This is a genomic window from Pseudomonas sp. NPDC089547 (assembly GCF_050280665.1).
Classification (GTDB): Bacteria; Pseudomonadota; Gammaproteobacteria; order Pseudomonadales; family Pseudomonadaceae; genus Aquipseudomonas.
In genome coordinates this window covers 17,849-30,303 of record NZ_JBNNVS010000037.1, presented here as the reverse complement: position 1 = coordinate 30,303, position 12,455 = coordinate 17,849, and the positions used below count along the sequence as shown (strand labels likewise).

7 protein-coding genes and 2 pseudogenes are annotated in these 12,455 nt (G+C 56.0%); 4 read left to right on the top strand and 5 right to left on the bottom strand.

Annotated elements, in window-relative coordinates:
- Positions 1–39: 39 nt before the first annotated feature.
- Positions 40–2,010, top strand: coding sequence for an acyltransferase family protein (locus tag ACQKPZ_RS21340; RefSeq protein WP_427541889.1), 1,971 nt, complete (start codon positions 40–42; stop codon positions 2,008–2,010).
- A 35-nt stretch (positions 2,011–2,045) separates the two neighbouring features.
- Here ACQKPZ_RS21340 and ACQKPZ_RS21335 read toward each other — a convergent pair.
- Positions 2,046–2,901, bottom strand: a pseudogene (locus tag ACQKPZ_RS21335) (IS5 family transposase).
- 318 nt (positions 2,902–3,219) lie between these two features.
- On the opposite strand from ACQKPZ_RS21335, the gene ACQKPZ_RS21330 reads away from it, so the two are divergent.
- The 3 genes and pseudogenes from ACQKPZ_RS21330 to ACQKPZ_RS21320 all read left to right on the top strand — a co-directional run bounded on the left by ACQKPZ_RS21330 (position 3,220) and on the right by ACQKPZ_RS21320 (position 7,394).
- Positions 3,220–4,134, top strand: a complete 915-nt coding sequence (locus tag ACQKPZ_RS21330; RefSeq protein ID WP_427541886.1) for an SGNH hydrolase domain-containing protein — start codon at positions 3,220–3,222, stop codon at positions 4,132–4,134.
- 681 nt (positions 4,135–4,815) lie between these two features.
- Positions 4,816–5,895: a DUF6270 domain-containing protein gene (locus ACQKPZ_RS21325; protein ID WP_427541883.1), complete on the top strand. Its 1,080-nt coding sequence runs from the start codon at positions 4,816–4,818 to the stop codon at positions 5,893–5,895.
- A 299-nt stretch (positions 5,896–6,194) separates the two neighbouring features.
- A pseudogene (locus tag ACQKPZ_RS21320) lies at positions 6,195–7,394 on the top strand (ISL3 family transposase).
- Positions 7,395–7,504: 110 nt separating this feature from the next.
- Here ACQKPZ_RS21320 and rfbA read toward each other — a convergent pair.
- The 4 genes from rfbA to ACQKPZ_RS21300 all read right to left on the bottom strand — a co-directional run bounded on the left by rfbA (position 7,505) and on the right by ACQKPZ_RS21300 (position 12,455).
- Positions 7,505–8,386, bottom strand: coding sequence for a glucose-1-phosphate thymidylyltransferase RfbA (rfbA, locus tag ACQKPZ_RS21315; protein WP_427541936.1), 882 nt, complete (start codon positions 8,384–8,386; stop codon positions 7,505–7,507).
- A gap of 5 nt (positions 8,387–8,391) precedes the next feature.
- Positions 8,392–9,288 (bottom strand): dTDP-4-dehydrorhamnose reductase, encoded by an 897-nt coding sequence (gene rfbD / locus ACQKPZ_RS21310; RefSeq protein ID WP_427541880.1) that lies wholly within the window; start codon positions 9,286–9,288, stop codon positions 8,392–8,394.
- Positions 9,285–10,355: a dTDP-glucose 4,6-dehydratase gene (rfbB, locus tag ACQKPZ_RS21305; protein ID WP_427541877.1), complete on the bottom strand. Its 1,071-nt coding sequence runs from the start codon at positions 10,353–10,355 to the stop codon at positions 9,285–9,287. Before rfbB ends, rfbD begins: the two co-directional genes overlap by 4 nt.
- A gap of 102 nt (positions 10,356–10,457) precedes the next feature.
- On the bottom strand, positions 10,458–12,455 hold the full coding sequence (locus tag ACQKPZ_RS21300; RefSeq protein WP_427541874.1) for a polysaccharide biosynthesis protein: 1,998 nt from the start codon (positions 12,453–12,455) through the stop codon (positions 10,458–10,460).

Sequence of the window (12,455 nt, the reverse complement as noted above, 5' to 3'; positions counted from 1 at the left end):
TCACTCTTTACCAGGGCCTAGCCCTCAGAAAGGGATTTCATGAGTAACAAAGCACTCGCCTACCGGCCCGACATAGACGGGCTCAGGGCTTTGGCCGTTCTGGCCGTTACCATTTTTCACTTCAATAAGCAGTGGCTTCCAGGCGGCTTCGTAGGCGTCGACATCTTTTTTGTGATCTCTGGGTTCCTGATTACCGGGATCGTTGCCAGACAGGCGGCTGCTGGAAGCTTCTCGTTCGCTGATTTCTACATGAGAAGGGTGCGACGCATTCTACCAGCGGCTTTGTTCGTGACGCTGGTGACCCTCCTATTCGGCTCGATCTTCATGCTTCCTGACGATGCGAAAGCCTTGTCACTGTCGGCTATCGCTTCCACGCTGTCAGCTGCGAATATCTATTTCTGGAAGTTCCTCGATACGAGCTACTTTGCAGCGTCCTCCGACACCGTTCCCTTGCTCCACATGTGGTCGCTAGGTGTAGAGGAACAGTTTTATCTTATCTGGCCAGCCCTGCTGCTCCTTACTCTGAAAGTTGGTGGCCGGACGATGACGGTGGGTGTTGCGACAGTGATCGCAGCCGCCTGCTTCTGGTATGGCCAGAGCAAGCTTGCTGCAGATCCAACCTTTGCCTACTACATGCTCCCATCCAGGGCCGGTGAGCTATTGATCGGTGGTATGACCTTCTTCATGACCGAAGCGATCAAAGGTCGCATAGGCCAGCGCGCAGCTCAGGTCATGGCTTTGGTGGGCGCTCTAGTGCTTGCATGGTCGCTCGCCTACATCCGGGAGACTGAAGGCTTCCCGGGCTTTATATCGATAGCTCCTGCAGTCGGCGCATCCTTGATACTGGCCGCCGGCAGCTTCAGCAAAACTCTGGTAGGTAAAGTCTTGGCCTTGCGCCCGATGGTCTCTATTGGGCTAGTTTCGTTCTCGCTCTACTTATGGCATTGGCCGGTGTTGGCGTTTTACCGTTATGCCTACGGCGAGCCTGACATGCTGGGCAATCTGATCTGCCTCTCGGTACTGGTGGCAATGACGCTGTTCAGCTATTTCTTGATTGAGGTGCCGTTCCGTGCCAACAAAGGCTGGAAGTTCACCATGGCCACCCCAGCATCAGCAGCCCTTGCCCTCTCATTTGCTGGAGTAATTTATGCCAGCAATGGCATCATTTCACCTATCAGCCCGAGCGGTTACCAGGATTCTCTAGCAGAAACACGCTCAGGCTCCGCGCCAGCCTCATCTGCTCCCTACGTTTGCCAGAGCGTTTACAAGCCTGAGTATTTTTCTTCGGCAAAATGTATTGCAGGAGACACATCTAAGCCACCAAGCGTGCTTTTAATCGGTGACTCTAACGCAGCTCACTACGCTGGCTACTTAAGTGCGATAGCCAAAAATGAAGGCGTAGCAATTAGAAACGTTGAGCACCATGCTTGCCCACCTTTTCCAGGACAGCGCAGTGCAAGGTATATTAAAGAAGGATACAAAGTAAGCTGCCCTGCGTACAATGCCGAAGCATTTAAACAAATCTCCAACTACGACACGGTTATCGTGGGCGGCAGTTGGCCAGCATACGAAGCTGTCGACAAGGTGGCATTCTTGGCTGACTTCGACGCCATGCTAGACACATTGAACCAAAGCGGCAAAAAAATAATCATCGCTCTCAAGGTACCTACATTCAATTCAGTAGACCGGCAGTGCACTGAAAAGGCATTGAAAATTCCGCTTATCAACTGCGAGCAGAAAACTGTCGTGTCTGATACTGGGGAAAATCGACTCAATCAGGAAATTATTAAGCGAATTTCTGCCAGAGCCAACTTCTCTTACTTTGGCGTTCGCGACCTCATCTGCAACGGAACAACATGCTCGGCCTTCGCAGGAAAAACCCAGCTCTATTACGATGGCGGGCACCTCAGCCGAGAAGGATCTGAGAAGCTCGGGAGTATTGCAGTTGAAACTGGCAGAGTTCCCGCGTCACTTTCAAACATCACCCAACCAAAACTAGCAACCAATTAACAGGAACACTACTTTGGTACAGCCTCACAGATGTGTTAGGGTCTGTATGAAAAGAGATGTCGCAAACACCGCATGGAACAAGCCAGTGAGACCATGACGGCATAACTTTTCGCGAGCTTGTCGAAGCGGGTCACGATCCGGCGGTTCTCTTTCAGCCAGCCAAACATGCGCTCGATGATGTTGCGCTGTCGGTAACTGGGCCGGTCAAACAGTCTTGGTAAGCCAGGCTTCGGCCTGCGCTTCATCGAGCGCAACGGGATGACGGGTTGCATTCGATATTGGTCGCAGTATCGGCGTAGCGCTGCGGCGTCATAGCCTTTTTCCGCAAGCAGCCATTTGCAGCGCTTGCGCGGACGGCCACGTTGGCCGGATGGAATGCTGACTTCTTTAAGAGTGGCTGAGCGTAGCTGATGGCACTGACTTGACCGCCAGAAAGAAGGAAGCGCAACGGTATCACGTTGGCGTCGCAGAGCATGTGGATTTTGGTTGTCAGGCCGCCGCGACTGCGGCCTAAAGCGTGATCGGCAGGCTCGTCAGGCCGCCTTTTTCCCGAGCGCCTGATGAGGCTCGGGTTGCGCGTACCGCAGTTGAATCGATCACCCAGGTTTGCAGATCGATCAAGGCTTGCTCATTCAATCTCAGGTGCAAGCGTTTGAGCATCTGTTCGAACGTGCCCTGATTTCGCCAACCCCGAAACCGTTGATACACCGTTGACCAAGGGCCAAACCGTTCCGGCATGTCACGCCAAGCAGCACCGGAGCACAGAACCCACAATACGCCATCAAGCATCAGGCGGTCGTTCAAGCGAGGCCGCCCCCGCCCATGGGTTTCGATGAAGAGATCGGACACCACGGCCGAGGCCTCGTCCGAGGGTTCATAACGCTTTGCCATCACAGAATTCCTTTCCGTTGATGGCAGGTGACTCTACAAAATCTCAGCGTGCGACGGGCACCAATTGGGTTTCTCGGGATTTCGTACAGAGCCTAGGTACATTGACCTGCGTTCCTTCTCGCTCGCACTGGCCTGTTCTCGCTTTCTATCGCTACACCTACGGTGAGCCGACGCTTGTCGGTGGGATCATCTGCCTCGTGCTGATGGGCGTATTGACACTTACATCTTCCAACCTGATCGAAAGCCCATTCCGCGCGAGAACGCCAAAATGGCTATTCACGAAGGCTGGCCAAATCGTCGCCACCAGCGCAGCTGGTTATGGTTGTTGGGTATATTTTGGTCGAGAACAGTGGATATTGGCCAACTGCTGGAAGCTATACGTTCAAAAAAGAAATCTACACTCACAATTTCAACACGCTGCCAGCTAGCAAATTCCCATTTAATTGCCAGATGAACAAATATGAACCGGCAAAATGGAAACTCGACCAATGTGTAAACGGAGACAAGTTTGTAGAGCCGGAAACTCTGCGTTGGGGTGATTCGAGTGCTGCGCATTATGTCGGTTACCTGAAGGCAGTTGCCGAGAGCGGCCACTTCTCTATCCGCAACATCTCACATTCGCCGTGCCCACAAGTAAAGGTTGCAGATGGCGTAGTGTCCCCAGCACTTGAAAATTCGTGCAAGGCTTTCAATGAGAGCGCCTTCGCGGAATCGAAAAAATACAAAACTGTGATTGTCGGAGCCGCGTGGGAAGGGTACGCCAAGAGGGGTGGTAGAGCGCAGATAGCGAAAACCATCTGCGAGTTGGCCGCCAACGGTAATCAGGTAATCATCGCGCTAAACGTACCAGTGCTCACTGGACTGGATCGTATGTGCAGTGCAAAAGCAATTCGGATCCCTGGGATGGACTGCCCGTCGCGAGCAGTGATGCTGGACAAAGGGGACAGTGAAGTAAATAATTCCCTGAAAGAGCAAGCGAATAGATACTCGAATGTCACTACATTTGATGTTCGGTCGCAAATTTGCAAAAACGGAACTTGCTCTGCTTACGACCAAGGCACCCTACTCTATTACGACTCTGGCCACATGAGCATGGTTGGCTCAGAGTTGATCGGCAAAGCCGTAGTGAAATCTGGCCAGGTCCCTCTACCCATTGCAGCCCATAGCCCGGCGACTCACCATGTAGGCCAGAACACTAGCCAATTAGATCGCATAGAGGCTTCACTGGCATGACAGTACAGAAGCCTATAACTGCTTTTGGTACTCATTCCTCTACCTCATCACTGCCAGCAGAACTCGCAACCTATCAAACCGTCGGTCTTTCACCGACCGACGGTTGCCCAAGGATTCATAGGTGCATCGTAAATGCTCTAAAAAAACTTCCTGAATCAACATCATCAGCCATGTAATTGCGACCTAAAGCTGCACGGCAGAAACGCCTCGTAATCTTCCAGTGAGCACGCCTCCATTCAACCAATTAAAATACTGAACACACTGCCCTCACCTTATTTTCTTCTATTTTTTCTTTGAGCAGTCCCTACACCACAAATAGCTATTAATGTGATAGACCTCACGTATTTTTACCTCCCCCTGCTCCCTCCTGACGGTGATCGCAATCTGCATCCCGCGAACCGTATTTTTCGATACCAATTTTTCACGCAATTTTCAGCCCCACATCAATTGGATCCTATATTTTTATTTCTTTTGCCCCCGCAGCAAAATGGTCAGGTGGTCGCAGAGCCTGCGTTGCATTCCTAAGCGATCTATGGATAATGAGATTCCGCCACCGCTGCGTGACATTTTGGTTACTGCCAAACTGTCCTCCATATTGGGCACGGAGCGAACTGAAAGGCCTGATGGAACAGGACCCACACCCATTTATGTGAAGCATGAACAAAAAGGCTGAAGAATACAGTGACCAAAAACTTAACTATTTACGGCAGCTGCGTATCTAGAGACATATTTAACCTAGAAGAAAGCCAAGCATTTAAGTTAACGGATTACTTTGCAAGATCTTCAATGGCCTCGCTATGCAGCTCTTCATACGAAAATGAAGAGGCACTTGAGCGCATACCTTCTGCATTCAGGCGACGTATGGTCGCATATGATTTTTCGAAACAAATCCTCACGCAGCCTAAAGCATTCCAAGATGCCGACATAATACTAATCGATCTAATCGATGAGCGATTTGACCTTGCAATCCTACCCTCCGGCCACATCATTACAAACTCCAATGAACTGGCTGAAAGTGGTCTATTGAATGACAGTAATATCAAAGGCTTCCAACTAATCAAACCCGGCACACCTGAGCGCCGAGACCTGTGGACTCAAGGAATGCACAAATTCCTTGCAGTTCTAGAGAAGCACAAAAAACTCGACTGCTTAATCATCAACAAAGTCTATTGGGCCTCACGCTTCGAAAATCCAAGCAATACTAATTTCCCAGTTCCGTTAGCAACCATTGAGAAGGCCAACCAGGAGCTGGAATGGATGTACAAGGCGCTGGAAAAAAAGCTCGGCAAGCATCAATTTCTGTATTTCCCACCACAGCTCTTAACATCAGACGAAGATCACCACTGGGGCGTGTCCCCCTTTCATTATTGCGAGCAGTATTACAAAGAAGCTCTCGCACAATTAAATTTTATAACATCTGAGAACAGCGCGAAGGGCCTGTTGCGTGAAGACCTTACGCAGGAGAAATCGCTCCTTATCTCTGAAGGTGCAACCATCACTGTCGCTGCATTCAAATCCGAGCATGGAATTTTTGCGCAGTGCTCGTTGGTAATGGATGGAAGCATACATGAGGGTGGCGAATTCGCGTTCTATTTGCTAGTCGATGGGGATCGACATGACGTCCGTTGGTACGACGCGTTATCGAATGCTTGCTTCCCTATTCCTGACACGCTTGGAGAGCTAACCGTAATAGCCTTCTACCAGGATTCTTCAGGTGAAAAATTTTCATCCCAATGCATCGTAAGCCCCCTAAACTTTTAGATGATTAGCAATTGCATCGGCGACATTCAAGTGCTAGTCACTGCAGAACTTTAAGGATACTGAAAATAAGTCGCCCAGCAAACGACGATGGGCGACTTGGGATATCAGAAAAACTGAATACACAGGTGCATACTCTTAAACCCCGGGCAATAGCCTGATTACCAGGCCATACGGGCGCACCTCTCCTGCAGCAGCCAATAAATTCGGTTCTTCACGGAATCCCGGGAAAGACAGAAACAAGAACGCCGGTTTGATGGATGATGTTCGTGCGAGCAAACACATCTACAAACCGGCTTCTTATGCACGATATTAATACGTTTCTGCCCTTTTGGGAGGGCTTTCTGTCATCGCCATCAAGCCTGACGGCGATGACCTGCTGATCGACCTGATCCCTCAGCCCACCAGATTCCCCACCTGCAGCGGCTGCCATCGGCCCAGCACCACCATCCACGAATACTGCCAGCGCTCAATCCGCGACCTGCCCATTCTTGCCCGCGCAGTTCGGCTGAATGTGGGACTGCGGCGTGTGGGGTGCAATGCATGCGGCAAGCGAATGGAGTCAGTCAGCTGGCTTGACCGCTATTCGCGCATGACCAAGCGTTTTGCTGAAGCCGTGATCCAGGCTTGCCGACGTCTGCCCACCCTGCACGTCGCCGAGCTGTTTGGTTTGCATTGGGACAGCGTGCGTTTGCTGGAGCGGCGGGCGCTACAAGCCGCATTGGAGAAGCTGCCGAACGCCCAGCCCAGACGTTTGGTAATGGACGAGTTTGCTTTGTTCAAAGGGCATCGCTACGCCAGCGTGGTGCTGGATGCCGATACTCGCCGGGTGCTGTGGATCGGCGAAGGACGCAGCCGAGCTGCCGTCAGGCCCTTCTTCGAAGCGCTGGGGCGTGAGGGCTGTGCGCGGATCGAGGCCGTTGCAATGGACATGAATACCGCATTTGACCTGGAGGTGCGCCAGGACTGCCCTCAGGCAAGAGTGGTCTACGACCTGTTTCATGTGGTCGCCAAATATGGCCGAGAAGTGATTGATCGTGTGCGATTCGATGAGGCTACTGCGCCATGACAAACCTGCCCGCAAGGTGATCAAGCAAGCGCGGTGGCTGTTGCTGCGTAATCCGGAGAATCTCGAGCGTGAAGATCAGCAGGTGCGCCTGCTGGATCTGCTGGCAGCTAACCAATCGCTGATGACTGTTTATCTGATGAAGGCAGAGCTCAAAGCCCTGTTGGCTCCGACCACAGCCTGGGGCTGGCGTTCAGCCTGGAAGCACTGGTTGCGAATGGCTGATGAAAGCGCAATACCGGCTCTGAAGCAGTTCGCTAAACGCCTGAAGAACTACTGGCGCGGCATCCTGAGCAGGGTGCGCTGGCCCATGCACACGGGGCAGTTGGAGGGCATCAATAACCGGATCAAGGTGATCAAGCGGATGGCTTACGGCTACCGGGACAGCGAATTCTTCTTCATGAAGATCAAGAATGACTTTCCCGGCAGTCCGTGAAGAACCATAAATTCCAGATCTGACAATGAGCAGACGATTAAGGCGCGCATGCAGCTCCTACTTCATCGTCAACTTCAGATAGCCGCATAAATTAGCGTTAAAGGCCTGCTTCAATAAACCCTATCCCCCACCAACCGCTTCAAATACTGCCCATACCCATTCTTCGCCAACGGTCCAGCCAACCTCAACAGCTGCTCCGCCCCGATCCACCCCTGCCGGTAAGCCACCTCTTCCGGGCAAGCCACCTTCAACCCCTGCCGCCGTTCAATGGTCGCGATATACCCGCTAGCCTCCAGCAGCGAGTCATGCGTCCCCGTATCCAGCCAGGCATACCCACGCCCCATGATCTCCACCGACAACCGGTTCTGCTCCAGGTACACCCGGTTCAGGTCAGTAATCTCCAACTCGCCCCGTGGAGATGGCTTGATGCCCTTGGCAATCTCGACCACGTCCTTGTCGTAGAAGTACAAACCGGTCACGGCGTAGCTGGACTTCGGCTTGGCCGGTTTCTCTTCCAGGCTGATCGCCTTGCCCTGCTCGTCGAACTCGACCACGCCGTAACGCTCGGGGTCATGCACGTGGTAGGCGAACACGCTGGCGCCTTCGTCGCGGCCCATGGCGTTGCGCAGCAGCTGCTGGAAGTCATGGCCGTAATAAATGTTGTCGCCCAGCACCAGCGCCGACAGGTCGTTGCCGATGAAGCTTTCACCAATCAGGAAGGCTTGCGCCAGGCCGTCAGGCGAAGCCTGCACGGCATAGCTGATGTTGATGCCCCACTGATGGCCGTCGCCCAGCAGTTGCTCGAAGCGTGGGGTGTCTTGCGGGGTGGAGATGATCAGGATGTCCTGGATGCCCGCCAGCATCAGTGTGGTCAGCGGGTAGTAGATCATCGGTTTGTCGTACACCGGCAGCAGCTGCTTGGAAATCGCCAGGGTCGCAGGGTGCAGGCGGGTACCCGACCCGCCTGCCAGAATGATGCCTTTACGGTTCATGGTGGTCATTTCTCGTGTATTTCCGTGAGCATGCGGGCCACTCCCTGGCGCCAGTCTGGCAGGGTCAGGGCAAAAGCCTTCTGCAGTTTGTTGGTATCAAGACGCGAATTGGCCGGCCGTTTGGCTGGGGTCGGGTAAGCGTCGGTCGTAAGCGGGTTTACCTGTTCGGCTTGGGCTTTCAGCACTACACCTTGTGTCGCCGCCTGCTCCAGCACGTAGCGGGCATAGCCGCACCAGGTGGTTTCGCCGCCGGCCGCCAAGTGGTAGAGGCCGGCCAAGGCCGGGTTGCGACGGGTGGCGGTGATTGCGTGGGCAGTAATGTCGGCGATCAGTTCAGCACCGGTCGGGGCGCCAAACTGGTCGTCAATCACGCCCAGGCTGTCGCGCTCTGCGGCCAGGCGCAGCATGGTCTTGGCAAAGTTGTTGCCGCGGGCGGCATACACCCAGCAGGTGCGGAAGATCAGGTGCTGGCAGCCAGCCGCCTGGATGGCTTGCTCGCCAGCCAGCTTGCTTTCGCCGTAGGTATTCAGCGGGCCGACGCTGTCGTCTTCGCGCCAAGGCTGGGTGCCCTGCCCCGGGAACACGTAATCGGTGGAGTAATGCACCAGCAGCGCGCCGCACTCTGCGGCGGCGCGGGCCAGCACGCCGACGGCTTCGGCGTTTACCCTGAAGGCTTGCTCGCGCTCGCTCTCGGCCTTGTCGACGGCGGTGTAGGCCGCAGCGTTGACGATGACATCAGGGGCGTAGGCGCGCACGGTTTCGGCCAGGCCTGGCAGGTTGGCCAGGTCGCCGCAGTGGGCCTGGCTACGGGAGTTCAGTGCCAGCAGCTGGCCCAGCGGGGCGAGGCTGCGTTGCAGCTCCCAGCCCACCTGGCCGTCCTTGCCCAGTAGCAGAATCTTCATGCCGAACGCCCTGCGTAGTTTTTCTCTACCCAGTCGCGGTAGCTGCCGGACTGCACGTTCTGTACCCATTCCTGGTTGTCGAGGTACCAGGCCACGGTCTTGCGAATGCCGGTTTCGAAGGTTTCGGCCGGCTTCCAGCCCAGCTCGCGCTCCAGCTTGCGGGCGTCGATGGCGTAGCGGCGGTCATGGCCGGGGCGGTCGGTTACGTAGGTGATCTGCTCGGCGTAGGGCTTGCCGTCGTCACGCGGGCGCAGCTCGTCCAGCAGCGCGCACACGCGGTTGACGATTTCCAGGTTGGGCTTTTCGTTCCAGCCGCCAACGTTGTACACCTCGCCGAGGGCGCCGGCTTCCAGCACGCGGCGGATGGCGCTGCAGTGGTCTTTCACATACAGCCAGTCGCGAATCTGCTGGCCGTCGCCGTACACCGGCAATGGCTTGCCAGCCAGGGCGTTGACGATCATCAGCGGGATGAGTTTTTCCGGGAAGTGGTGCGGGCCGTAGTTGTTCGAGCAGTTGGTGGTCAGTACAGGCAGGCCGTAGGTGTGGTGGTACGAGCGCACCAGGTGGTCACTGGCAGCCTTGCTGGCCGAGTACGGGCTGTTGGGCTGGTACTGGTGGGTTTCGGTGAAGGCCGGTTCGTCGGCTGCCAGCGAGCCGTACACTTCGTCGGTGGACACGTGCAGGAAGCGGAACGCCTGGCGGGCCTGTTCATCCAGGCCGCCCCAATGGGCGCGAACGGCTTCCAGCAGGCGGAAGGTGCCGACGATGTTGGTTTCGATGAAATCTTCCGGGCCGTGGATCGAGCGGTCGACGTGGGACTCGGCGGCAAAGTTGACGATCGCCCGCGGCTGGTGCTCCTTGAGCAGGCGGGCGACCAGTTCGGAATCACCAATGTCGCCGTGCACGAAGATGTGCCGTTTGTCGCCCTGAAGGCTGCTCAGGGTCTGCAGGTTGCCTGCGTAGGTGAGTTTGTCGAGGTTGACCACGGGCTCATCGCTACCGGCCAGCCAGTCCAGCACGAAGTTCGCGCCAATGAAGCCCGCACCACCAGTTACCAGAATAGTCATCGTTCAGTTCTTCCCAATTCCTGCTTTCAAACTTCGCAACGGCTGAAGTTCATGTTGGCGCTGCTTTACGGGCAACGCCTGTTCTGTTTGTAGGTACAGCGCTCAGGGCTCCAGGCGCCGGCGCTGGTACAGCCAATCCACAATTTCCCCGCCGGGCACATAGCCGCTGACGGTGTCGCGCAGCAACTGGCGCACGGTGGCAAAGTCATCCACCGCGGTGGCGGCACGCAGTGCATCCAGGCGCTGCTTCAGCACATCCCAGGGCAGGAAGTCTTCATTGGCGCTCATGATCATGGGGTGGCGCGTGGCAATCACGTTGTCGCCGATCAGCAGTTCTTCATAAAGCTTCTCGCCTGGGCGCAGGCCGGTGAAGTTGATGGCGATATCGCCCAGCGGGTTGCGCTCGGAGCGGATGCTAAAGCCGGACAAATGAATCATCTTCTCTGCCAGTTCCACGATCTTCACCGGTTCGCCCATGTCCAGCACGAACACGTCACCGCCCTGCCCCATGGAGCCAGCCTGGATTACCAACTGCGCAGCCTCGGGGATGGTCATGAAGTAGCGGGTGATTTTCGGGTGGGTAACGGTCAGCGGCCCGCCGTGCTTGATTTGCTTGTGGAACAGGGGAATCACGGAACCTGACGAGCCCAGCACGTTGCCGAAACGCACCATGGTGAAACGGGTTTTGTTCACCTGCGACACATTGCCGGTGTCGCCCATCAGAACGGGGGCCAGCTCTTTACTCAGGGCCTGCAGCACCATTTCGGCCAAGCGCTTGGTACTCCCCATAACATTGGTGGGGCGCACGGCCTTGTCGGTGGAAATCAGCACGAAGTTGGCCACGCCTGCCTGCAGCGCCGCCTGCGCGGTGTACAGGGTGCCGAACACATTGTTCGACAGGCCTTCGGCAATGTTGTGCTCGACGATGGGCACATGCTTGTAGGCGGCGGCGTGGTACACCGTGTCCACCTGCCAGGCGCGCATCACGTCCAGCATCTTGGCCTGGTCGCGCACCGAGCCGAGGATGGGGATCAACTGCACGGCCAGGCCTTCGCGCACGATCCGCTGCTCCAGCTCGCCGGCGATGGTGTACAGGTTGAATTCGCTGTGCTCGAACAACAGCAGGGTGCGCGGTGTTTGCCCCAGGATCTGGCGGCACAACTCGGAGCCGATCGAGCCGCCAGCGCCGGTCACCATCACGGTCTGGTCGATGATGCAGTGCTGCAGCAGGTCACCTTGCGCAGGCACCGCGTCGCGGCCCAGCAGGTCGGCGATATCCACTTCCTGAATGTCGTCCACTTTCACCCGGCCGCTGGCCAGGTCCATGAAACCGGGCACACTGCGTACGTGCAGTGGGTAGCCTTCGAGCAGGTTCAGGATTTCGCGGCGACGGCTGCGGCTGACCGAGGGCAGCGCCAGCAGGATTTCTTCGGCGCCGGTGTCGTCGATCATGCGTTGCAGATGGTCTGGCTGGTAAACCTGCAGGCCAGCGATCACTCGGTCGGTGATGCTTGCATCGTCGTCGATGAACGCTACCGGGCGCATGGCCTTGCCCATGCGCAAGGCGGCCACCAGCTGGTTACCCGCAGAGCCGGCGCCGTACACGGCAACCCGTGGCAGGCCGTCGTCACGGTTGGCGAAAGGTACGTGCTGTACGGCGGTGGCGAACCAGTCACCGAGAAAATACTGGCGCATGGCCAGGCGCAGGCCGCCGACCATGATCAGGCTCAGCCACCAGTAGTTGAAGGTGATCGAGCGCGGTACCACATTTTGGTGGTTGCTGGCCCAGTAGATGATAAAGCCCAGAATCAATGCCGACAGGGTCACGGCCTTGATGATGGCGATCAGTGCGTCGTTGCCGAAATAGCGCATAACCGCCCGGTACAGACCAAAGCGGATGAACAGCGGGATCGAGATGATAGGCGCCGTGATGAACAGCCAGGTATGGTCCAGCACGGGGTTGGCCAGGTCATCTATCCCTAAGCGCACGACAAACGCCAGCCAGAGTGCGAACCAGACCAGAATCACATCAGTCGCTACCTGAACCAGCCGTTTGTGGCGTCGAGGCAGTCCAAGCAGTCTTGAGCGCAGCTTATCCAT